This window comes from Pseudoflavonifractor capillosus, assembly GCF_016899775.1.
GTDB lineage: Bacteria > Bacillota > Clostridia > Oscillospirales > Oscillospiraceae > Lawsonibacter.
In genome coordinates this window covers 1-19,627 of sequence record NZ_JACJJE010000012.1, presented here as the reverse complement: position 1 = coordinate 19,627, position 19,627 = coordinate 1, and the positions used below count along the sequence as shown (strand labels likewise).

Annotated in this window: 24 protein-coding genes and 5 tRNA genes; 3 read left to right on the top strand and 26 right to left on the bottom strand. The window is 59.0% G+C overall.

Features of this window, described 5'->3' with window-relative positions; all coding sequences use genetic code 11:
* Nucleotides 1-70: 70 nt before the first annotated feature.
* The 20 genes from H6B31_RS05510 to H6B31_RS05415 all read right to left on the bottom strand — a co-directional run bounded on the left by H6B31_RS05510 (nucleotide 71) and on the right by H6B31_RS05415 (nucleotide 15,416).
* Nucleotides 71-385: a hypothetical protein gene (locus tag H6B31_RS05510; RefSeq protein WP_204897603.1), complete on the bottom strand. Its 315-nt coding sequence runs from the start codon at nucleotides 383-385 to the stop codon at nucleotides 71-73.
* A gap of 69 nt (nucleotides 386-454) precedes the next feature.
* Entirely contained in the window at nucleotides 455-667 is a 213-nt protein-coding gene (locus tag H6B31_RS05505) for a helix-turn-helix domain-containing protein (protein WP_204897601.1), read from the bottom strand.
* Nucleotides 664-2,046 carry an SNF2-related protein gene (locus tag H6B31_RS05500; RefSeq protein ID WP_204897599.1) on the bottom strand — a complete coding sequence of 461 codons (1,383 nt, stop codon included), beginning with the start codon at nucleotides 2,044-2,046 and terminating at the stop codon, nucleotides 664-666. The genes H6B31_RS05505 and H6B31_RS05500 overlap by 4 nt, the downstream gene beginning before the upstream one ends.
* Nucleotides 2,043-2,345 carry a PDDEXK family nuclease gene (locus H6B31_RS05495; RefSeq protein ID WP_204897598.1) on the bottom strand — a complete coding sequence of 101 codons (303 nt, stop codon included), beginning with the start codon at nucleotides 2,343-2,345 and terminating at the stop codon, nucleotides 2,043-2,045. The genes H6B31_RS05500 and H6B31_RS05495 overlap by 4 nt, the downstream gene beginning before the upstream one ends.
* Nucleotides 2,342-2,575, bottom strand: a complete 234-nt coding sequence (locus tag H6B31_RS05490; RefSeq protein WP_204897596.1) for a hypothetical protein — start codon at nucleotides 2,573-2,575, stop codon at nucleotides 2,342-2,344. The genes H6B31_RS05495 and H6B31_RS05490 overlap by 4 nt, the downstream gene beginning before the upstream one ends.
* Before the next feature lie 279 nt (nucleotides 2,576-2,854).
* Nucleotides 2,855-5,254 carry a virulence-associated E family protein gene (locus H6B31_RS05485; RefSeq protein ID WP_204897594.1) on the bottom strand — a complete coding sequence of 800 codons (2,400 nt, stop codon included), beginning with the start codon at nucleotides 5,252-5,254 and terminating at the stop codon, nucleotides 2,855-2,857.
* A 162-nt stretch (nucleotides 5,255-5,416) separates the two neighbouring features.
* The gene (locus H6B31_RS05480; protein ID WP_204897592.1) at nucleotides 5,417-5,854 is read right to left on the bottom strand and encodes a zinc-finger-containing protein; all 438 of its coding nucleotides are present in this window, start codon (nucleotides 5,852-5,854) and stop codon (nucleotides 5,417-5,419) included.
* Nucleotides 5,851-6,153, bottom strand: coding sequence for a DUF3846 domain-containing protein (locus H6B31_RS05475; RefSeq protein ID WP_204897590.1), 303 nt, complete (start codon nucleotides 6,151-6,153; stop codon nucleotides 5,851-5,853). The genes H6B31_RS05480 and H6B31_RS05475 overlap by 4 nt, the downstream gene beginning before the upstream one ends.
* A 5-nt stretch (nucleotides 6,154-6,158) precedes the next feature.
* Nucleotides 6,159-6,398: a hypothetical protein gene (locus tag H6B31_RS05470; RefSeq protein WP_204897585.1), complete on the bottom strand. Its 240-nt coding sequence runs from the start codon at nucleotides 6,396-6,398 to the stop codon at nucleotides 6,159-6,161.
* A 17-nt stretch (nucleotides 6,399-6,415) separates the two neighbouring features.
* The gene (locus H6B31_RS05465; RefSeq protein WP_243418862.1) at nucleotides 6,416-7,264 is read right to left on the bottom strand and encodes a hypothetical protein; all 849 of its coding nucleotides are present in this window, start codon (nucleotides 7,262-7,264) and stop codon (nucleotides 6,416-6,418) included.
* Nucleotides 7,261-7,548: a hypothetical protein gene (locus H6B31_RS05460; RefSeq protein WP_204897584.1), complete on the bottom strand. Its 288-nt coding sequence runs from the start codon at nucleotides 7,546-7,548 to the stop codon at nucleotides 7,261-7,263. The genes H6B31_RS05465 and H6B31_RS05460 overlap by 4 nt, the downstream gene beginning before the upstream one ends.
* Before the next feature lie 35 nt (nucleotides 7,549-7,583).
* Complete coding sequence (locus tag H6B31_RS05455) at nucleotides 7,584-8,732, bottom strand: hypothetical protein (RefSeq protein WP_204897583.1); 1,149 nt, start codon at nucleotides 8,730-8,732, stop codon at nucleotides 7,584-7,586.
* A gap of 52 nt (nucleotides 8,733-8,784) precedes the next feature.
* Nucleotides 8,785-9,522 (bottom strand): N-6 DNA methylase, encoded by a 738-nt coding sequence (locus H6B31_RS05450; protein ID WP_204897582.1) that lies wholly within the window; start codon nucleotides 9,520-9,522, stop codon nucleotides 8,785-8,787.
* Nucleotides 9,523-9,533: 11 nt separating this feature from the next.
* Nucleotides 9,534-11,564: a DNA polymerase gene (locus tag H6B31_RS05445; RefSeq protein WP_204897581.1), complete on the bottom strand. Its 2,031-nt coding sequence runs from the start codon at nucleotides 11,562-11,564 to the stop codon at nucleotides 9,534-9,536.
* A gap of 12 nt (nucleotides 11,565-11,576) precedes the next feature.
* Nucleotides 11,577-12,170 carry a DUF2815 family protein gene (locus H6B31_RS05440; RefSeq protein WP_204897580.1) on the bottom strand — a complete coding sequence of 198 codons (594 nt, stop codon included), beginning with the start codon at nucleotides 12,168-12,170 and terminating at the stop codon, nucleotides 11,577-11,579.
* A gap of 18 nt (nucleotides 12,171-12,188) precedes the next feature.
* Complete coding sequence (locus tag H6B31_RS05435; protein ID WP_204897579.1) at nucleotides 12,189-12,518, bottom strand: hypothetical protein; 330 nt, start codon at nucleotides 12,516-12,518, stop codon at nucleotides 12,189-12,191.
* Complete coding sequence (locus tag H6B31_RS05430) at nucleotides 12,511-13,695, bottom strand: DUF2800 domain-containing protein (RefSeq protein ID WP_204897578.1); 1,185 nt, start codon at nucleotides 13,693-13,695, stop codon at nucleotides 12,511-12,513. The genes H6B31_RS05435 and H6B31_RS05430 overlap by 8 nt, the downstream gene beginning before the upstream one ends.
* Before the next feature lie 195 nt (nucleotides 13,696-13,890).
* Nucleotides 13,891-14,403 (bottom strand): hypothetical protein, encoded by a 513-nt coding sequence (locus H6B31_RS05425; protein WP_204897577.1) that lies wholly within the window; start codon nucleotides 14,401-14,403, stop codon nucleotides 13,891-13,893.
* Nucleotides 14,404-14,793: 390 nt separating this feature from the next.
* On the bottom strand, nucleotides 14,794-14,976 hold the full coding sequence (locus H6B31_RS05420; protein WP_204897575.1) for a hypothetical protein: 183 nt from the start codon (nucleotides 14,974-14,976) through the stop codon (nucleotides 14,794-14,796).
* A gap of 182 nt (nucleotides 14,977-15,158) precedes the next feature.
* Nucleotides 15,159-15,416 (bottom strand): hypothetical protein, encoded by a 258-nt coding sequence (locus tag H6B31_RS05415; protein ID WP_204897574.1) that lies wholly within the window; start codon nucleotides 15,414-15,416, stop codon nucleotides 15,159-15,161.
* Between the two features lie 85 nt (nucleotides 15,417-15,501).
* On the opposite strand from H6B31_RS05415, the gene H6B31_RS05410 reads away from it, so the two are divergent.
* Nucleotides 15,502-15,882, top strand: coding sequence for a hypothetical protein (locus tag H6B31_RS05410; protein WP_204897573.1), 381 nt, complete (start codon nucleotides 15,502-15,504; stop codon nucleotides 15,880-15,882).
* 130 nt (nucleotides 15,883-16,012) lie between these two features.
* On the opposite strand, the gene H6B31_RS05405 is transcribed toward H6B31_RS05410, so the two are convergent.
* Nucleotides 16,013-16,216 carry a helix-turn-helix domain-containing protein gene (locus H6B31_RS05405; protein ID WP_204897572.1) on the bottom strand — a complete coding sequence of 68 codons (204 nt, stop codon included), beginning with the start codon at nucleotides 16,214-16,216 and terminating at the stop codon, nucleotides 16,013-16,015.
* Nucleotides 16,217-16,374: 158 nt separating this feature from the next.
* On the opposite strand from H6B31_RS05405, the gene H6B31_RS05400 reads away from it, so the two are divergent.
* Both H6B31_RS05400 and H6B31_RS05395 read left to right on the top strand, forming a co-directional pair.
* Complete coding sequence (locus tag H6B31_RS05400; protein WP_204897571.1) at nucleotides 16,375-16,827, top strand: helix-turn-helix domain-containing protein; 453 nt, start codon at nucleotides 16,375-16,377, stop codon at nucleotides 16,825-16,827.
* 510 nt (nucleotides 16,828-17,337) lie between these two features.
* The gene (locus tag H6B31_RS05395) at nucleotides 17,338-18,768 is read left to right on the top strand and encodes a site-specific integrase (protein ID WP_204897570.1); all 1,431 of its coding nucleotides are present in this window, start codon (nucleotides 17,338-17,340) and stop codon (nucleotides 18,766-18,768) included.
* A gap of 135 nt (nucleotides 18,769-18,903) precedes the next feature.
* On the opposite strand, the gene H6B31_RS05390 is transcribed toward H6B31_RS05395, so the two are convergent.
* From H6B31_RS05390 to H6B31_RS05370, 5 genes are all read right to left on the bottom strand, one after another.
* Nucleotides 18,904-18,979 (bottom strand) — tRNA-Thr (locus H6B31_RS05390).
* Nucleotides 18,980-19,092: 113 nt separating this feature from the next.
* Nucleotides 19,093-19,169 (bottom strand) — tRNA-Asp (locus H6B31_RS05385).
* Nucleotides 19,170-19,213: 44 nt separating this feature from the next.
* Nucleotides 19,214-19,289: transfer RNA gene (locus tag H6B31_RS05380), tRNA-Trp, on the bottom strand.
* A gap of 4 nt (nucleotides 19,290-19,293) precedes the next feature.
* Nucleotides 19,294-19,370: transfer RNA gene (locus H6B31_RS05375), tRNA-Ile, on the bottom strand.
* A 71-nt stretch (nucleotides 19,371-19,441) separates the two neighbouring features.
* Nucleotides 19,442-19,517 (bottom strand) — tRNA-Asn (locus H6B31_RS05370).
* Between the last annotated feature and the right edge of the window lie 110 nt (nucleotides 19,518-19,627).

Sequence of the window (19,627 nt, the reverse complement as noted above, 5' to 3'; positions counted from 1 at the left end):
TTAAATACCTCACCCTCTCCGGTCCCTTAGGGGGGCCTTCCCGGTTTTGGGATAGGGGGGAGTACCCCGGTCAGCTCCGGCGGAGATCCACCGGCTCACCATGTTCATCAAAGACACACAGCGGTTTACTCCTCCCCACCCCATGCCCTTCATGGAAATCATGGCAGGCCTTGCACTCATAGGCCAGATACCGGTGATTCAGGGCCACCTCCGGATTGTGGATGTTCTCCGGAGTCAGGACGATCTTGTGGTGGACGATGTACCCAGGCTCTCGCCTGCAGCTCTCACACAGGCCGCCATCCACCAATCGCCGCTGGGCGATGTACGCGGCCCGACACCTCTGCCAGGCCTTGGATTTGTAAAACTGTTTGGCAAACGGCTTCATACGAAACGCCCTCGCTTATTTTTACGATAACACACTTCGGCGCCAAGTTTCCCACCACTGGTGGGACGCTCAAAAATAATTTTTTCGGCCCACGAGGTAGTCGAGTGAGACATCGAAAATGTCTGCCAGTTCAATCAGGGTTACAAGGGACGGTATTTTCTCCCCTTTTTCGTACTGGCCAATGATGTTTTTACTCAAACCGCACCGCTCCCCCAATGCCTTCTGGGTCAGGTGATTTTTCTCCCGCAGCTGACGCAGGCGGTAGGAAAAAGAATCTCTCATGCTGCCTCCCTCGCTTTCCGGATCCTGGCCTTCAGTGCCTGCATCAGTGCCTCCTGACAGTCCCCTTTGTCATGCAGTACAGCCACCACGGCCTCATCCATACCGCCCTGGACCACCAGGTGGTGGGCAATGACCGGATACTGCTGTCCCTGCCGGTGCAGGCGCTTATTGGCCTGCTGGTAGATCTCCAGCGCCCAGTTGGGATACCCATACCAGACGATGTGGTGTCCGCCGGCCTGAAGGTTCAACCCGTACCCACAAGACGCCGGATGGGCCAGCAGCAGGTCCACCTCTCCGGCGTTCCATGCCTGTTCATCGGCGGCTCCCTGATATACCCTCACCCGGAGGCCAGACTTCTCCAACGCGGCCAGCAGGCGGTCACGCTCATGCTGGAACCAGTAGAACACCAGTGCGTGCTCCCCGTGCAGCTGCTCCACGACTTCCATGAAGGCCTCGATCTTGCAGTTGTGCACCTCGGCCGCTACGCCGTTCCCGTCATAGACGGCTCCGCTGCACAGCTGCAGCAGCTTCCCGTTCAACACGGCCGCGGTTCCGGCGGTGACCGTCTGATCATCTACCTGCAGCAGCATATCCCGCTCCAGCTTTTTGTAGGCCTTCTTGGCCTTGTCGTCCAAGGACACCGGCACGATGTCCTCGATGTAGTCGGGCAAGGTCAAATAGTCCTCTGCCTTCATGCTGACGCAGATGTCGGATATGGCCTCACGGATTCTGCCGTCCGCCCCTGCCTGCGGGCTGTATGTGCGGTACTGCTGTCCTGGATAAGCCCGGTCCTCGGTGAAAAACGCCTCCCGGTAACTGGAGATCGTCCGCCCCAGCCGGGCCCCGCCGTCCAGCAGATAGATCTGCGCCCACAGATCCTCCAGGCCGTTGGGCGCCGGCGTACCGGTCAGCTCCACCAGGCGGCTGATCCGAGGCCGTACCAGCTTTAAGGCCTTGAAGCGCTTGCTCTGGGGATTTTTGAAGCTGGAGGACTCGTCCAGCACCACCATGTCAAAGGGCCAGGCGTTGCGGTAGTAGTCCACCAGCCACGGTATGTTCTCGCGGTTGATCACCCAGATATCTCCCGGCGTGTTCAGGGCCCGCAGCCGCTTCGCGGCGCTGCCCAGTACTGGGACGATCCGCAGGTGCTTCAGGTGCTCCCACTTGGCAGCCTCCGCCGCCCAAGTGGCCTCGGCCACCTTCTTCGGTGCCACCACCAGGCACCGGGCCACTGCCCAGCGGTTGTACCGCAGCTCGTTGATGGCCGTCAGAGTGATCACCGTCTTGCCAAGTCCCATATCCAGGAAGAGGCCCAGATACGGATCGGCGATGATCCGGTCAATGGCATATCGCTGATAGTTATGCGGGTTAAAAATCACGGAATATCCGCCCCTCTCATGTACTCCTGGCACAGCAGAAGAAAACTCTGTACCCCTGCTTCGCCTCTCACTTCCTGCACCACTGCCCCCAGCTGGCGCAGCTGGGCGATCTGGTACAACTGCATTTTGCGCAGCCGGCCGCCATCGGCCTTCAGCTCTGCGAAAAGCACTATCCCGCCCGGCAGAACCACCAGACGGTCCGGCACCCCGACATTGCCGGGGCTCACAAACTTGTACGCCCGGCCGCCCAGCCGGCTCACCCCTCGCACTAAGCGGAGCTCCAGCTCTGACTCTTTCACAACGCGGCCTCCATCTTGAAGCCGCGGCGCTCGCAGTACTCCATGGCCTCCCCCGCAGTCCCGAAGTAGTAACCGCTGCCCCGATACTCCAGGCACCAGGGCTGGGGATCGCCGGTCTTTCGGCTGCGCATCAGCACCACAGCGTCCCGCGCATTCTGGGGCCAGATGGCCACCACCGCAAAGCGCCCCAGATCCAGACCAGCCCACAAGTATTCTGTTGCCTTTTTCATCGTTATGTCCTCCTTTTGTCCTTGAAGCCGGTATTTACAGATTCGCAGATTTCCTATATACGCGTGCGCATTAGGCGTGTAGGCGCATATATACCCCTCTAATTACCTAATTCTATTTTCTCTATATATAAATCTGTAAATGTGTAAATTTTGCGTTCTATCCCTTGCGGCACAATGGTTTCAGCCTTTACTCACGCCTTTACACCCGCGTTTTACTCCTGTTAATCTGTAAAATCCAAAGTGTAAACTTTTTTGCAGGTGTAAACATTGCGCTGGTGGCTATTCGCGTTCAAAGCACCGCTGTACTCCATAGGGCTTTCCCGCTCCTGCTGGGCCCATCGAAGTCCATCCGGGCGCCCGTGCCAGCAGGCCGTTGATCTCCCGCGCCTCCCGCTGGCGCATATCTCCCTTCGGCTTCCCCAGGGCCTCGCACCAGATCTCTGCGGCGCACACCCGGCTCCTGGGTGCCGTCGGGCCAGTGTACTTCATCCCGCCGGCCCGCCACATCTGCCGTTTGGCAATGTCCCACTTCGGCCAGTCCACGGGGATCTCTTCCTCCAAAAAGTCCGCGATAATGCCCTCCCAAGGGTGCCGCTCCCGGTGAGCCTCCTGCGCGGCCAGGGCCTCTCTCTCCAGCGCCGGGGGCAGAGACAGCGACTCGCCCAGGCGCCAGCGCACCATGGCCTCGGCCCAGAGCTGATCCCGCTCCGTCGCCAGCTCAGACCAGACATCTTTTTTCCTCGTCTGCTGGTCGATGTCCACCGGCCAGAACCGGCGGTTTCCGGTCGTATCGGTCAGGCACTCTTTGGTGTTCGAGGTGCCGAAGAAAACGCACTGCCGGGGCCGGTCTGCGGTGTATCGGCCATAGGCCGCCCGGTAGTAGTCGCTGCTCTTTGACAGGAACATTTTTACCGCGTTGATCTCTGACTTGGCCAGCGCCTGCATCTCGGCCACTTCGTTGATCCAGGTGCCCTGAATGGTCTCCATGGAGTCCTTGTCGCCAAAGGTGCGCAGGCTGTCGCTGAACCAAGAGCCGCCCATCACCCTGAACAGCGTGGACTTATACCGCCCCTGGCCCCCGATCAGCACCAGCATGGTGTCGTACTTACAGCCGGGCGTCATAACGCGGGCCACGGCCGCGGTGAAGGCCTTCCTGGTCACCGCCTGGATGTACGGAGTATTTTCAGCGCCCATGTAGTCCACAAGCAGCATATCCAGTCGTGGCACACCATCCCACTGGAGGCTGTTCAGGTAGTCACGCACCGGATGATACGCCTGATCACTGGCGCAGGCGGCCACTGCGTCCAGAACATCGTTTTTGGCCACCTTGCCAAAGAAAGGCTCCAAGTAAATACGGAGCTGGGCCGCGTCTTCGTCCCCAAAGGTCTGTACATTTCCCGGCCGCCTCCAGGGCAGCTCCCCGGTCACATCAATGCGGCCGGAGAACAGATTCAGCTGCAGCTTCCCCTTCAGATTTGGGTCATTCTCCAGCACCGTGCGCAGGTTCTTCATGGACTTGACGGGCTTCCCCTGGGCGTCCACCTCCATGATGGGAGGCCGCCTCCAGCTGCCATCGTCCGCCGGATCGGGCGCGCCGGCCGGGCCAAAGGCCGCCTGCGCATTCCGCCAACGCTCGTCCAGCAGCAGGCCAGAGACCTGCTGATCCTGGGCGGCCAGCTCGCACATGGCCGTGTAGCTGGGCAGGCGGTTGGTGGGGGTATCGGGCTGGGCCTCGTCGTCCTTGCCCCCAAAGCAGTGGAGCCGCACCAGGTCAAAGGAGTTGACCAGCTTCCCGCTGCAGGGATCTGTGGCGTGGTGGGAGTATAAGAATTTGCCGTTGTCGTAGAGCACCGCGCCGCCGGTAGTGGAGCCGCCGGTGTAGGTGTAGCGGCCCGGTATGACCGTCGGCTCATAGAGGCCGGGCAAGAACTTGTCCATGGCCGCTGGCACATCGTAGGTGCGGCAGAATGCCCCTACAATGCCATGTTTGGCCAGTGGGTCCCCCTGCTTGGCCGCCAGCCTGGCGGGGCTCACAGCCCCCGGTATGGTCGGCCAGGCGGTAGTATCGCGCCAGTCCGCATAGTCCCCCAGCAGGCGGTCTGCAGACAGCATCGGCTTATCGTCCCAGTAGTAGACATACTGACCATCCGCGCAGCAGCTGGGCCAGTACATCAGCCGACTGGGTTCAAAAGTCGTTGGATCAAACAGCGCCATGGTCGAGTCGATGTACCAGGCTACTTTGCGCGCAATGGGCTCGTACTCGTCAGCGGTACAGGCGCGATCCAGTGGGAGCAGCACACGCAGCCGGGGGGCGTCCGGGCGGTGTTTACGGGTGGAGTAGATACAGTAGCCATATCCCAGTGCCGCCACCCTGGCGCATACAGACTCTGTATCCCCCGCGGGGATATTGTCCAGATCCAGAGTCAGCACATCCCGCCCAGTGACTGCGCTGGCCTTGCGGCGGGGGCCATTCAGGGTGCCGGCCACAAAGCCGCCCACATCCTTCAGGTCGTCCTGCTGCCCTTTGGAGAGGGCCAGGTACTGGGCCATGGTTTCTGTGCTGCGGGCCGGCAGGCGCAGCTTCTCGTACAACTCTGAAATCAGCAGGGTCTGTGGGTTCCACTGGATGGCCCGGCGGCTGGCCCCTACAGTAATGGTGATTAGTCTGTCATTTGTCATAGTCGGTGCCTCCTAAAGCGGCAGCGTTCTCTTTGGGCCCTGGGCGGCCTCGCGCGGCCGCTGATGGGCGTATGGGGCCGTGGGCCCGCCGGGATGGGGGATAAGGACCAAATCCCGGCAGGCTGTACGGCGGTGATTCATTATAGTCAATTTCTCTCTGCTTCATCGGCCAAGCTCAAAGTGGAGCTTCCCGCAGTTGTCGTATCTCATTTGACAGCCTTGTATACTGCACAGGATGCTATACGCCTGCCGAAGCTGGGCTACATCAAAATAGCCAAAGTGGCAGTTCTCTACAGGAATACCCATCTGTTCGGCCAGCCAGGCATACAGATCATTCCGCTTTTTGTGTGCGTTCGGCTTTCCCTTCCAGAGAGGGTCAAAGAGTGCGTGACACATCTTTTTCCCTGCCCTCATTGGCTCATCCGCCAGGATGCCTAGTGCCTCTCGTGGTCGGGGTCTGTGTGTCCCCACATAAGCCCCGCAGGACTGACAGAGGTAGCAATAGCCACTCCCATATTCCCGGCCATATACACGGGCATTTGAGCAAAAAACTACAGGCCCGCCGCAGATATTACAGCGGGTTGGATGTGTATTGATCATGCCTTTGAAACCTCCGATAGGTCATGCAGCAGCATACCCATAGCCGTTGGGTCTAGGTCGGTAAATTTGTCTCCAGCTACGCCGACCACCAGGATCGGCCCTACAAAATCGACACCTAAAAAGCGGCAGTTATACGGGAGCCCCAGGAGCCGGCCCTCCTCGTTGCAGATGATGGCCGCGTCTGCGGCCAGGGTGACGGTCTCAATATATCCGCCCACAGTGGCCTGCAGCTCCTCCAGGGTGTTGGGGATGTCCCGCGGCTCCGGCGGACACTCAGGCGCTTTATAGATCACATGCATGGCAGTTACTCCTCCTTTGGCAGGCCCCGGTAATAGATCTCCGAAGCAAAGTAGCTGTGGGTGCAGTTCAGTGCCGGAATGCGCATATCAATGGCCATTTTTCCTCCGGCCCTGTGGATCCGCTGCACCGTCCCTGTCTGAACCAACAGCCGCGGGCGACCATCGTTCCGAAGAAGAGAAAAACGGAAGGTCTCTCCAAGGTTGGCCGTGTAGTTCGCGCAACGCACGGTTCTGATTTTACACATTTCTTCATCGTCTCCTTCTAAAAGCCATTCCAAATTTGCTTTCCACAGTATTCAAAGCATTCAGCATCGCAACAGTCCTCCGGGGTGAGGTCAGCGAGGCGCTTCCTGCTTCTCGAGATGAATAAGTCGCTGTCCATAGGCGGCTTTGGCGTTTTATCCCGCAACAGCTCGTCCAATTCCACCAGCTGGGCATACTGCTCCGGCTCATGTTCTTTCAGATATAGGAAAAAATAATTTTTGTGAAAGGGGCAAAAGGTACAGGCACTCGCCTTAGTCTCCAGCCCCCACACATCCTTGATGTAGGCGTAGTTGTCCGCCCGGGTGAGGCCCATATCGACCAATGGAAATCGGTTCACAAACATCGGGTTCGGGCTCTCTTTGCACCGGCGGGACTCCTCCGCACTAAAGCCCATGTGCATCTCATGGGCTTTCTTGTCCTCCTCCCGGAGCCTCTGACCTTTCCGGTAGCCCAGCAACTCCCAGCGGACATATTTGGAGATCAGCTCCACCTTGTAGTCGATGGTGCAGTTGCGCGGCATCTTGCTTTTGTGACCGTCCTGCTTCAGCGTCCACCAGGGGATGCTGATGGTTCTTCGCTCCCCGAAATTCTCCATAAAGTCGGAGTAGAGCGGAGAACGCAGGATCACCAGGGGCACCCCGCAGGAATGGCCGGCATCTTCCAGAAACTTTACCTGTCGAGCAACCCATGGAGGCTCAAAGCCGAGGTCGCAGAAAATGGAGATGTCATAAATCGGCACCTGGGGCCACACAGGCGGTTCTCCCCGCTTTGCGGCCAGAACATTCTCGCAGGACATCAGATGCAGGGCGCTCGACTGCATCCCGGCGCCGCAGGATAGGATCTTCATTGCGACCCACCGCACGAGAGGTCATCATCCTCCTCGGTCTCCTGCTCGTATACCTCACGGGTGATGTACTCCACTTGGTCGGGGGACACTCCGCAAAACTCGGCCATTTCCATCCTGATTTTGTCCGCGAAAGGATCGGTCAGATCCTCCAGCTTGGCGGTGCCAGATGGATTCACATACATAGAATACTCCGCATAACCTTCCGATCCGGGTCCTCCATACAGGACCGAATCATGGATGCGGAAGTAGAGGGAAACTTTCACTTCAAACTGTGGGGCAAACATAAGCAATTACCTTCTTTCGTAGTGGTTAGTGGGTGTCAAAGCCGGCTTCTGGCTTGGAGCACGGCGTATTTCTTCTGGGCCTGTTTCTTCCGCGCTGCCCGGCATCTGGAGCAGAAGTCGTGAACTTGCCGCTCCAGGAACTCTCCGCCGCACCGCTTGCAGTATTGCGGTCGGATCCGCTGGAAAGAAGTACAAGTGTCGCAGTTTTCCTCGCCGGCAGTACAGCCCTTTACCGGGTTCCAATGCTGGCACATGTGCCTTTGCCAGTACGGCTCATATCCGAGTTCGTTCCGATGGTATGCCAAAAGTCCGGCCAGCTGGCTCACCAGCCGTCTGGTTCCTTTGTGGAAACGATCTTGCCAGGCCGTTGGGGTTGGGGCGCCAGTTCCCCAGGGCCCCGCCCCCAGCATAGCCCGGACCTTATCCAAGTTCTCGGTCTTGTATACCTGGAACACACGGCCGCGGACCGCCTTTTCAGAGCGCCCAACCTGATCCGCAATCTCCGAATAGCCTCGGCCCTCTCGGATACCATCCGCCAGGATTTGAAACTCCGCGGCCATCCAAGGGTTGTGGTTATCTGCTCTGATGGGCCGCTCTTTCAGACCAAGATCCTGGATACGCCGCTGAATAGCCCCAACACTCCGCTGCAGTTCCTTGGACAGCTCCGCGTATCCGTAGCGGTGCAGCTTCAGCAACGCCTTCAGCCGGCTGTCCTCGAACCCGGTCCAGGGGTCCTTGCGCTGGTTGGCGAATGAATTGGCACAGTGGCGCCGCTGCTCCTCTACCCAGGCGGGTTCTTCGCCCAGCGCATAGCGTTCCATTTTTGTCCAGTCAATGAATGCCTTGTTTTTCTCAGCCCATGCCCAAAATTCATCCAGGTACACGACTCTCCAGCGGTTTTTCCCAACACGCTTGTAGTGGATCGGAAGGCCCCGCTTCTCTACCCAGCTCTTGAGCTTATAGCCGCTTCCTGCTGTGGTTCTGGTGACTGCAAGCAGGAGTTGGTTGTAAGTAACATAGTCGCCGCTTTCCAGAAAGGCCCCCAGCCCCATCCTTTGGGCGCGTACAATAACCGCGTTCTGGCTACGGCCAAGGTGTTTGCTGAGAGATGGAATTGAGGTTCGTCCCCAGTTTTCAGCCAGATATTCTTCTTCTGTAGCGGACCAATTAGGGTATCTGCTCATTGGGTACTGGACCCCCTTTTCTATCTGTCATCGGGCATGGGGACTCAGAGCACTACGCCCCAGCTTCTGTGGCGACAGACGCCCGCCTCATAGCCCATTTCGTTGTAAAAAAGACTGGCGTGATCCAAATATCCACTCCTGATTGGCTCTCTGGAATCAGAGGGTGCCCTGTCAGAGGGTTGGTCAACGAGTTCCCAACTGCAACATATCCGGGGCACCCCAGGAGGGAGAGCTGGATGTAGCACATCATGGCCACCACGGGGTCGATGTCCTGTCCGACGAACAATGCGCGCTCCTGGTAGTTGATCCCTGCTCTGCGCAGGGTGTTGGCCGTGGCGATCAGGGTGGCGCCTGCACCGCATGCAGGGTCCAGGATGGACATCCAGCCCTGCTGGCGGATCTGCTCGTCTGCGTCTGCCAGAGACATCTCCGCCATGGCCTGGCACAGGTGGTACGGGGTAAAGAACTGACCGCGCCAATGGTTCCCCATTCCCAGGCCCATGTACAGGTTGCCCAGGAAGTCCTGCTCCTGGTTCGTATCCAGGGCCTCCACCGTGGCGGTCACCAGCTGGGTGATCAACTGCTGCTCCTTCGGCTGGTAGCCAGCGGCGAGTTCCAGGTACCGCCGCTCCCGCTGCTCCGCTCGATCCCTGTCCAGGCTGTTGCTGATGGCGATAGCGAACATCGTAACGAAGTCCGCCCACACCTGCCATGGCTGTCGGCTCCGGCAAAGTTGCTCGAAGATCTTCACAAAGGGTTTCTGGTGCTCCTTGGGGATAAACTTAGGCATAGATCCTCCGGTCAGTCCTTTTTGAAAAAGGGATTCACCCACCCGTCAGCGGTGAGCGGCAGCCCCTCGGCCCAGGCGGGCACCAGACTCATGATCTCGACCACCCGCTCCAGGTCCTGCTTCGTGCCGCCTGGCACCTCAATGACCACTTCATCGTGGATATGAAACACCACGCGGTATCCGACAGCCTCCAGGCGTTCGATGGCCTCGGCCAGCACATCCCGCGCTACGGCCTGGGTGATGTTCTCGGCCAGCTTGCCCCCGTAGGTCTCCAGGGACTTCCACTTCTTTGTGGTCTGATCCTGGCCGTAGTAGCACAGGGCCGCCTGGCCGAAGCGGTTGGTACCCATGTGTGGATGTGTATAGTAGAGCTTCCGGCCGTTGGGGAGCTGGATGGTCAGAGCGTCCAGGCCGTTGGCAGGATCGCACTCTCGGGCAAAAGCCAGGCGGCCGCTCTGGATCTCAATGCGCCGGCCGCTGTTGACCGCTTCCTTGGCCGCTGCCTCCACGGTGTACCAAAACTGGACAATAGCGGGGTTGGTGCTGCGCCACCGGGAAACAATGTCGGGGAGCTCTTCCTCTGTCAGCCCATTGTCCAGAGCACCCATGCTGATCAGGGAGCCGGTGCCGCCCTGGTAGCCCAGGGCCAGTGTGGCCACCTTGCCCTTCTGGCGGTAGCTGTATTCTGGGCTGCCCTTCTGGATCTTTTCCAAGGGAATCCCGAACATCTGGGAGGCCGTGGCCTCGTAGATCTTCCCGTGGGTGCGGAACACCTCCAGCACCCACTCCTCGCCGGCCAGCCAAGCAATCACGCGGGCCTCGATGGCGCTAAAGTCAGCATCCACCAGGGTGCAGCCGGGCGCAGCGACGAAGGCGGTGCGGATCAGCTGGGACAGGGTATCCGGCACAGAGCCGAACACGATCTTCAGGGCATCCATCTGACACCCCTTGACCAGGTCGCGGGCCAGGGGCAGCAGCGCCCCATCGATATAGGTACGGGGCAGGTTCTGTGGTTGGACAATCCGGCCGGCCCAGCGCCCGGTCCGGGAGGCCCCGTAGAACTGGAGCAGCCCCCGCACCCGGCCGTCGGAGCAGGCCGCGGCCTGCAGGGCGGCGTACTTTTTGTTGCTGGTCTTGCCCAGCTCCTTGCGGATCTCCAGCATACGCCGGGCGGCGTCACCGGGCAGATCCTTGGCCAGCAGATTGCTGACCGTGGCCTTCTTCAAATCGGTGATTTTCTCTCCGGTCTCCTTCTGCAGCCACTTGGTCAGCTGGGCCACGCTGTTGGGGTTATCCAGTCCGGAGATCTCCACCGCCTCCTGAAGGTATTGGGAGCGGGCGGCGGCGTCCAGCTCCAGAGCGCCATCCACCAGCTGCCAGTCTACCGCCACGCCCCGCAGGTTGATGATCTGGTCGGTAACCCACTGGGCCTGCACTTGGTCAGGTACAGGGACGCTGGAGAGCCGGCGCTCCACCTCCATCTCTGTCACTACATCCTGGGCGTTGTAGCTTTTGAACAGCTCCCACTTGGCTGGGTCGTGATGGGGAAGGTTGCGGGTGCGGCCGCCGTTGGCCTTGGTGGGCGTGCAGGGCACGCAGAAGTAGCGGATCAGCGCCCGGCCGGTGGAGAGCTTCTGGCGGTCCTCCGGGAGCCCCAGGGCCTTGCCAACGGCCTCCAATCCGGCAGGGTATCCCCCATACATCCCGTGGAGCATGGTGCATCGCCACTGGGGGAGCCAGGCTTCTGGCGGATAGCTAATGTTCTCGTGGAGCCGAAAATGACGACTTAGGCAGTACCACTCAAAGGCGGCATTGTAGGCGTGTTTGATAGTAGCAGGGTCAAACATTCGCGCCATAATCTCTTGGGGTATCCGCTCTCCCTGCGCCAGGTCTACCACCTGGACAGGGCTATCATCAAGACTGTAGGCGAACAGGAGGATGGAAAAGGCCGGGCTCTGGGCATACGCATAGAGCCCGGCCTTTCCGAGGTCCACATCGCTGTAGGTCTCAATGTCGATGGAGAGGTGCCGTACAGCGTTCATAGATCGCACCTCCTACCAGGGCAGACCGGTGATGGGGTTGACCGAGGGGTAGCCTGGGTACGCAGGAGCGGCAGGAGCCACCGCCTGGAAAGCGTCCTGGGCAGTGATGTGGCTGCCCAGCGGGTCTCCGTCCGCAGTCTTTTGGACACCGTTCAGGCCGCACCCGATCCCCTTCTTTCCAGCCTGGTTATAGGCGAAGAAGTTGACATTGACATTGCCCCACATGCCGCTGTAGACCTGGGTGGGGTCGATGATGGGCTGCACCTGGCTATCGACCACAAAAGGCGCCTGCTTGCTGGAGGCCGTGAACACCCAGCAGCCCTTGCACTCCTCACCGAAAGCGGAGCCGTCACTGGGCCGGGGACCGTCGCCATCGTGGACGCAGATAGCGGGCTGGGGCGGCCGCACGCCGTTCCACTTGGTGGCGACCCCCGCCTCAATGGCCTGGGCCACGGCCTGGTCGATGGCCGCCTTGGCTGCCGTGTTGCTCTTGGGAACCAGGATCGTGCAACCGTACTTGGGCTCGCCCGCGGGGTTATTGAAGGGCGGCTTGGGCTGGAACAAATTACAATAGGAAAAACGAACTCCAGAGATCGTGATAGGCATAGTGATATGTCCTCCTTCTCATAATTCAGATTCAATTTGTTTTTTGAGCAGACGGATTCTCTGGGCGGCGTCTGCCCTGTGGAACGCTTTGTCCCCGTCGAGCTTTTTGGAGATGGCCTCCAGCTCGTCCGCCCAATCCTGGGCTATGCGGTGCCAATGGTCGAGATCTTGCTCATAGCTGAGGAGATCTGTTTCAACGATGGCCTCCGCGCGGGCGTTTTTGCTGACAAGGTTTTCGACCAACTTGGCCGCGTCCTCGCCCGCATACTCACGGACGATCTCCTGGATGGTACAGCTGCCCAACAGGGTGTGCAGCTTTCCGTCCGGGGTGTACACGGTTTCAGCCATCCGGTGTCACCGCCTCAAAAGCCGTCTCTGCAGGAGTGTATGGCTCGCGGGGATCGTTCTCCGGGACGAGGGCAGGTTTGCCGGGCCGCTTGACGACCAGGTCGCCGGCAGTGTCGGAAAAGGTCTTCTTGCCCATTGCTTTCTCCAGGGCGGCCACAGATACCGGCTCGCGCTCATATAGCATCGCCTCGGCAACTCCGCGGCTCTGCAGCTGGGCGAAGGCGGCGTCAGTGCCGCCGGCCCAGTCCCTGGAGCCCCGGCCCGCTACCACCTTATAGCCGCCGATCTGCCGTCCGGAGAGGGCAGCGGACAGGGCGTAAGTCTCCACATCCTTGATCCAGGCCGCCAGGGCTCGGCCGCGGGTGAGAATGTCGCCCAGCTGCTCGTCGGTGTAGAGCGCGCCATCGATGGGCTGCCCAGCTCCGGGAGCCCCGCCCAGCTCCAGCATCTGCTTGGCACGAGCGGAGCACTGGGCTCGGGCCCTGCAGAACCGGCACCAGTCTCCGGCGGCGAAGTTCCCCTTGCCCTCCCAGGCCAGGGCCGCCGCCGGCTTCACCACCGTCTCACCCCACTCACGCAGGGCCTCCACAGTGGTGTCCCACTCCCGGATTCCACCGGCGTTGGGCTGAACGATAGAGAGATGGATCTCCCGGATAGAGTCGCCGTAAATGGGGTAGTAGGTTTTGAGGGCACCCAGGGCGTAGAGCATCATCTGGGAGTTGTCCTCCGCCTCCACCAGCACGCCGGCGCCATTTTTGTAGTCCACTACGCACATCCTGGGTGGTGCGACCACAATGCAGTCGGCGGTACCAAAGCCCCCCGGCACAAAGTCGGAGAAGTCCACCTGAGTCTCCAGCGCGATGAAGGGCTGGACAGCGCCGTAGGACATGGCCAGGGCCTTGATGTGCTCCAGGTAGGAATCAGTGGCGGCGTCCATGCCCTTGTCGTAGTGCGGGTCTGCCTTCAGCTTCTTCATCTGGCTGTTGTAAGACCGGGTGCTCATGGGCTCAATGTACTTGCGCACCTTCAGCTCGGCGATGGCGTGGGCCAAGGTGCCGGCGGCGGCATAGTCGCTGGGCGTGTCCGGGAGCCCCTCACCCAGCCGAGCGGAGGGCGGACAGTTGAGCCAGCGTTTAGAGCTACTGGCCCCAAGTAGGGCGTGATTACTGGGGGGCATGGTCGCCGCCTCCTCTCTTGGCTGCCACGAAGTCCGGGCAGCTCTGTCGGGTCCCGCCCGGCGCGAGACCGGGCGGGCAGTAGACATCAGGGTGGCGTACGCAGCAGCCGGCGGGTTCCGCCGCTGCCCTGGCGCACCGGGCGCAGATGCAGCCCTTGCGCGCTGCGTCCAGGCAGTAAGTAGCACGGGTGCTCATCAGATCCGCGCCCCCAATCCCCTCAAAGCAGTGGCAAAGGCGCCGTACTGGGCCGGGGCCAGCTGGGTGATGGCCTGCACACCGTACTGCGCCAGCAGAGAGGACAGTGCAGTCATCTTGGCGGGGTCTGTTGACACCAGCTCAACGCCGGCCTTGGACAGTTGCTCCTGGGTGTAGGCGGGAGCCGGCGTGGCTGCAGCAGGCATACTACCAGGGGCCGCAGTCGGGCCAGGAGCTACCGGGGCAGCCGGAGCAGCAGGGGCAGGAGCGGGGACAACCGGGGCAGCTACGGGGGCTGGGGCCAACGCAGAAGCAGGGGCAGCGGGAGCGGCAGGGATGGACGGGTTCTTGGGCACCTTGGACACGACAGCTTCCGCGCTCCCACCGCCGGACGCCAGCAGCTGGCGGGCAGCGGTATCGATCAGGGGATCTGCCTGACAGTGCAGGCCCATGGCGGCCAGAGAAATCAGTGCTTCGGTGGGCGTGGCGCCGGTGATCTTGATTTCAATCATAATTAACAACTCCTTTCAGCATTAAGAGAGTATCCTACCCTCTGCCGGGCGCTCCGCAGTTGGGGTGGGTGAATAGTCGGACGGTCGATGTGTGTAATGGGGTTGTACCGCAGAGCGCCCGGCAGGGAATAGGATGTATGTCATTGCCAAGGTACGGTATATATCATCAGGGCGGCGATCTCCCCTGGAGCCGACGGGATCCCGTGACGCTCCAGTTACGGAGCGTTTCGGCCCTGCCCCGTCAGGCAGCGGCCATCATCAGACGGGCTGTAGCTGTTTCCCCTGCCTTCCGCCGGACGCCCGTTACTTAGCGGGCGCCCAGCAGTCAAAGAAGGGTTGTGTGTCGGGCGATGAGCAGACGCCCGGCGGAGGACAGGGGGTTGTCCAACATCATCCGACCAGCAAGGCCAGGCAGATCGCCGCGGCCAGCAGACCGGCAGAAGTACGCAGGCATCGCAGCACCAGGCGATCCAGGCGGCGATCTCGCGCAGCCCAGAGGCGTTCACAGCGCCAGTGATACATAGTCGGGTCTGATATCTTGGTGGGGTTCTCCCACGGGGTAATGCTATCCATAGTGCAGATCTCCTTATCGATGTAGTGGTTGGTGGGTGTAGTAGGCGGCACGGTTTCCGGCGGTTTCCGACGGGTATCCTGACGGGCCATGGCCAGAGGCCGGCCGATCGCAGCTCCTATAAGGGCCGATTTTTCACGGTCCAATCTAGGCATGCGGGGAGCAGTTGGCCGTGCTGCAGCAATTAGATTGCCTTGAGCCGCCGGATTTCACCCACGGTCTCCAGCTCCTCCTCCGGCCGCTGCGTCCCCCGCTGGAGCAGGTCGATCACATCGTCCAGGTTGACCAGGGCTTTGTGGCCGGCCCATACGACGGGCAGGGTGCCCTCGCGGATTAGCTGGCGGATGTAGTACTCCGTGACCTCGCAGCCGGGGTCCAGGGCTTTGAGCTCGGCTACAATTTTGGCCGCAGTCCGCATGCGCGGGATGGATTTGTCTGACATGGTGATACCTCCTTCGGTAGTGGTGGTTGGTGGGTTGTCCCCTCTCCTCCCCGGTGGTACAATGGGCGTGAAGGGAGTGGTTGCAATGCCTGATAAACTGACAAAAAGAATCTTAAAATTCATGGCCCCCAAGGGGGCGGAAACTCGGTGCTCTATTTCTGAGGATTGGGACAGCTACGCAGACATCCCGCTCTCAGAGCTCTGCTCCTCCGTGGAAGCCGGTAAGGGCGAAATCTTGGCGGCGGTTGACTACCTTGTGACCAAGGGCGTCGCCCGTTACTGGGGCCTCAACTCCAGCAAGGGCCGTGTCAATATCGCCTTTACCCTAAAACACGAGGGGCTTCACTACAAAGAGTTCCGGCGGTTGACCGCGATAGAGCGCTGGAAGGAGCGCATTTTCGGCTTCGTCTCTGGCGTCGCCGTTACTGTCATCGGCGGTCTTATCCTAGAATGGCTTTCAAAATGAACACTCCCGCAAAGCAGCCGACGATAAACCAGATCAGGAAACGCCACCTATAAAGGGGATCTTTGTCATCCAACTTCCTCACCTCCCTTCAATAACCGCAATCAAAAAGCACCCTTTTAAGATACTTTTTTCAGAAGAACATACGCTCAATTTGAGTTGCATCCAGGCCGTATCTCTTTTTGATTTTCTTGATTTCGCCTAATGTGAATTCCGCGCCATCGGTTCCGTTTAACTTCGCATTCAGTCTAGACAGGCTGATTCCGACGGCTTCAGCAAGTTTGGCCTGGGTATCGCCATACTCAACCATTTTGGCTTTGAGGCCATTCGTTTCCATGGTGTACCCCCTCCTTTCGTATGTAACACTCAAAAGTCACCTTTTCAGGATACTGTTACTATACACCTATTTTTTCTCGCCGTCAAGATACTAATATTGATTTTTTAGAAAATTTGTGGTATTATAAAGATACCAATTTCTAAGAGGAGGATTCTCCTATGACGACTGGAAATAAAATTCGAGCCCTCCGAAAAAGCCGAAAGATGACACAAACAGAGCTAGGAGATAGACTGGGTGTAAAGAAAAACGCAGTCAGCAAATGGGAGTGCGGTCGAGTTGATGATATACCAGCAAGCAAAATTAAAGCCTTAGCACAGTTATTTGATGTCCCTGTATCCTATTTAATCGACGATGAGGAGCCGGGTACCGATGCTGCTATGTTTCGCACGAATTTTCCCTTTGTTGTTCCCCAGGTTCGTACTTTAGGACCAGGTCAAACCCTCTACCCTGATTTTCTTATCATTGGGTCAGATGGAAAATCTAAGAAATACACTTGCCCAGATCAAGTCAAAGAGACTATGTGGTCTTTGATCGATAAGGTATTTTCCATCCCAACTAACAAACTTGCTGCTACTACTCAGATGCTGGATGCACTATTATCAATAAAATAAATAGCCCCCACCCAGCACGCTAGCGCCAGGCAGAGGCTTGACAATTCAGATATGGGCGGTTATACTGAATGTACAAAAGAAAGCATAAAAGGCGCTGCCGGCAGACGGTCAGCCCCTCTTATGCTAGGTCACAGAAGTAACCGCTAAGCTGGGGAGCTGAAGGGCGGTTACTTCTTTTTTGTAATCTGGATAACCAGACCGACAATGCCAATGACCACAAGACAGAACTGAAACAGGTCTGAGTATGTAACCATGTGCACCACCCCCTCTTGCTGGAGGGGGCAAGAAGTCCCCTCCGGGATGGAGAGGCCAACCGCCTACCGCCAAAAGCAACAATAAAAAAAGCCGCCCCCGGTGTCACCAGCACCAAGGACGGCAGCGCATATGTATATAATCCCACCAACCACTACGAAAGCAGAATTACCATGGGCCAGATAAAGGCCCACCCACAGCGCTCTTTTATTGTATCATAGAAGGGTGCTGTGGGCAAGCGAAAGGAGCAAAATACCCATGGCGACCATTCAAAAACAGGGGAAGGGCTATAAAATTACCGTCTCCCAAGGCTATGACTACAATGGCAAGCGCATCCGGCAGTACATGACCTGGGTTCCAGAGCCGGGTATGACGGAGCGGCAGGTCAAAAAGGAGCTGGAGCGGCAGGCCGTGCTGTTCGAGGAGCAGGTTAAGACCGGGAGCTCCGCCAACGCCAACATCCGCTTCGCTGACTTCGCAGCCAAGTATATGGCCGAGTATGCCAAGCTCTACCTGAAGCCCAAGACCGTCCGCACCTACACAGAGAACCTGGTGCGGATCAACCAGGCTATGGGCCACATCCGGCTCTGCGATCTCCGCACAGCGCATGTCAACAGCTTTTACCGCAACCTCCAGGAGAGCGGCGTCCGGAACCGTGTCACCGCTGTCTGCAAGCTGGATCTTCGCCCCCAGATCGGCACCCAGCGCGGCGCTCTGGCCGCCTTCTCCCGCAAGGCCGGCGTCAGCCGGGCCACTATCAACCAAGCCATAGCGGGGAAGCCAGTGAATAAGAAGTCCGCCGAAGCTATCGCGGCGGCTCTGGGAATGCCCCTCAACAAAGCATTCACCGTGACCACCCACAGGGAGGCGCTGGCCCCGGCCAGCGTGATCTCCTATCACCGTACCCTATCCTCCATCCTCTCACGGGCAGTCAAATGGGGATATATCCAGAGTAATCCGGCGGACGCGGCGGAGAAGCCCGCCCTTGGCCGCCGGGAGGCCGCTTATTTGGAGGAGTCCGACGCCCGGCGGCTCCTGGAACTGCTGCAGAAGGAGCCCATCCGCTGGCGGGCGGTCATCACTTTCGACCTGCTCTCCGGCCTGCGCCGGGCGGAGCTGCTGGGGCTCCGATGGCAGGATGTGGATTTGGATGCCCACACCATCACCGTTCGGCAGACCTCAAACTATTTGTCGGGGATGGGTGTCTATATAGGCGCTCCAAAAACCGACTCCTCCGTCCGGCCTCTGCCAATTTCCACCGCTGCAGTGATGATACTATTGGAGTATAAGCACTGGCAGAACACCCAACGGGAGAAACTTGGAGACGCCTGGGAGGATCGGGACGGCCGGGTGTTCACCACTGATATGGGCGCCCCTATTTTCCCAGACAGTGTGACGCAGTGGTTCAGCACTTTCGTGGCCCGCAGCGGACTCCCAAAGGTGACTGTCCACAGCCTGCGGCACACCTACGCCTCGTTGATGATCGCGGACGGCACGCCGCTGGTGGTCGTCTCCCGTCAGCTCGGCCACGCACAGACATCCACCACAGCCAACATATATGCCCATGCTATCGCCTCTGCCCAGGCCAGGGCCATGCAGACCTTTGACCGGTTCAACGATGTTGTAGCAGGGCAGACAGCCGTCGATCCGGCGGAATTAGAGAACAAGAAAAAAGCGGCCGGGGAATAGATCTCCGGCCGCTGCTTTTGTGCTCTGTGGTATCGCCTTGTCAAAATGGACGCTAAATGGACGCTAAAACCAGAATTGTCTCCAAGATAAGGGAAAAAGAAAAACCCTTGAACCATTGCGGCTCAAGGGTTTTCGTGGAGCTGCTACCCAGATTTGAACTGGGGACCTCATCCTTACCAAGGATGCGCTCTACCGACTGAGCTATAGCAGCAAATGTGTTCCCAAATGGGAACTATTTGGAACAGGCCAAGCCTGGAATCTTCCTGGCCCGGGGGTAAAACCCCGGTGGCTTATCCAAACAGCCAAGCGGCTGGAACATTTAAATGGCGACTCGGAAGGGACTTGAACCCTCGACCTCCGGCGTGACAGGCCGGCGTTCTAACCAACTGAACTACCGAGCCATTTAAAACAAGTAACTATGAAAACAGATTGCTCTGTAATACTCTGGCAGGGGCAGAAGGAATCGAACCCTCGGCACGCGGTTTTGGAGACCGCTGCTCTACCAGCTGAGCTATACCCCTACATTGGTGGGCCTTCACGGGCTCGAACCGTGGACCGGCCGGTTATGAGCCGGCTGCTCTAACCAACTGAGCTAAAGGCCCATAAGCCGTCACACGTTACGTTCGGAAAGAACGTGGCTTGCCGTCAAACAACTTGGCGGCAAGCCGCGTTTTGGCGCCACCTGTTGGACTCGAACCAACGACCCTGCGGTTAACAGCCGCATGCTCTACCGACTGAGCTAAGGAGGCATGTAAAGGTCCGATTTAAAATCAGACCTTTTGTGTTGGCACTACCTATCTTTCCGGCCCGTCTCCAGGCAAGTATTTTCGGCAGAAGCGAGCTTAACTTCCGTGTTCGG

Excerpts from the sequence above, each read along its gene's own strand:
- H6B31_RS05415 (WP_204897574.1), bottom strand. The coding sequence starts at position 15,416 with ATGTCAGACAAATCCATCCCGCGCATGCGGACTGCGGCCAAAATTGTA.
- H6B31_RS05480 (WP_204897592.1), bottom strand. The coding sequence starts at position 5,854 with ATGATCAATACACATCCAACCCGCTGTAATATCTGCGGCGGGCCTGTA.
- H6B31_RS05435 (WP_204897579.1), bottom strand. The coding sequence starts at position 12,518 with ATGGCTGAAACCGTGTACACCCCGGACGGAAAGCTGCACACCCTGTTG.
- H6B31_RS05445 (WP_204897581.1), bottom strand. The coding sequence starts at position 11,564 with ATGAACGCTGTACGGCACCTCTCCATCGACATTGAGACCTACAGCGAT.
- H6B31_RS05450 (WP_204897582.1), bottom strand. The coding sequence starts at position 9,522 with ATGCCTAAGTTTATCCCCAAGGAGCACCAGAAACCCTTTGTGAAGATC.
- H6B31_RS05405 (WP_204897572.1), bottom strand. The coding sequence starts at position 16,216 with ATGGAAACGAATGGCCTCAAAGCCAAAATGGTTGAGTATGGCGATACC.
- H6B31_RS05400 (WP_204897571.1), top strand. The coding sequence starts at position 16,375 with ATGACGACTGGAAATAAAATTCGAGCCCTCCGAAAAAGCCGAAAGATG.
- H6B31_RS05440 (WP_204897580.1), bottom strand. The coding sequence starts at position 12,170 with ATGCCTATCACGATCTCTGGAGTTCGTTTTTCCTATTGTAATTTGTTC.
- H6B31_RS05505 (WP_204897601.1), bottom strand. The coding sequence starts at position 667 with ATGAGAGATTCTTTTTCCTACCGCCTGCGTCAGCTGCGGGAGAAAAAT.
- H6B31_RS05430 (WP_204897578.1), bottom strand. The coding sequence starts at position 13,695 with ATGCCCCCCAGTAATCACGCCCTACTTGGGGCCAGTAGCTCTAAACGC.
- H6B31_RS05475 (WP_204897590.1), bottom strand. The coding sequence starts at position 6,153 with ATGCATGTGATCTATAAAGCGCCTGAGTGTCCGCCGGAGCCGCGGGAC.
- H6B31_RS05455 (WP_204897583.1), bottom strand. The coding sequence starts at position 8,732 with ATGAGCAGATACCCTAATTGGTCCGCTACAGAAGAAGAATATCTGGCT.
- H6B31_RS05420 (WP_204897575.1), bottom strand. The coding sequence starts at position 14,976 with ATGGATAGCATTACCCCGTGGGAGAACCCCACCAAGATATCAGACCCG.
- H6B31_RS05465 (WP_243418862.1), bottom strand. The coding sequence starts at position 7,264 with ATGAAGATCCTATCCTGCGGCGCCGGGATGCAGTCGAGCGCCCTGCAT.
- H6B31_RS05460 (WP_204897584.1), bottom strand. The coding sequence starts at position 7,548 with ATGTTTGCCCCACAGTTTGAAGTGAAAGTTTCCCTCTACTTCCGCATC.
- H6B31_RS05395 (WP_204897570.1), top strand. The coding sequence starts at position 17,338 with ATGGCGACCATTCAAAAACAGGGGAAGGGCTATAAAATTACCGTCTCC.
- H6B31_RS05470 (WP_204897585.1), bottom strand. The coding sequence starts at position 6,398 with ATGTGTAAAATCAGAACCGTGCGTTGCGCGAACTACACGGCCAACCTT.
- H6B31_RS05410 (WP_204897573.1), top strand. The coding sequence starts at position 15,502 with ATGCCTGATAAACTGACAAAAAGAATCTTAAAATTCATGGCCCCCAAG.
- H6B31_RS05425 (WP_204897577.1), bottom strand. The coding sequence starts at position 14,403 with ATGATTGAAATCAAGATCACCGGCGCCACGCCCACCGAAGCACTGATT.
- H6B31_RS05490 (WP_204897596.1), bottom strand. The coding sequence starts at position 2,575 with ATGAAAAAGGCAACAGAATACTTGTGGGCTGGTCTGGATCTGGGGCGC.
- H6B31_RS05510 (WP_204897603.1), bottom strand. The coding sequence starts at position 385 with ATGAAGCCGTTTGCCAAACAGTTTTACAAATCCAAGGCCTGGCAGAGG.
- H6B31_RS05485 (WP_204897594.1), bottom strand. The coding sequence starts at position 5,254 with ATGACAAATGACAGACTAATCACCATTACTGTAGGGGCCAGCCGCCGG.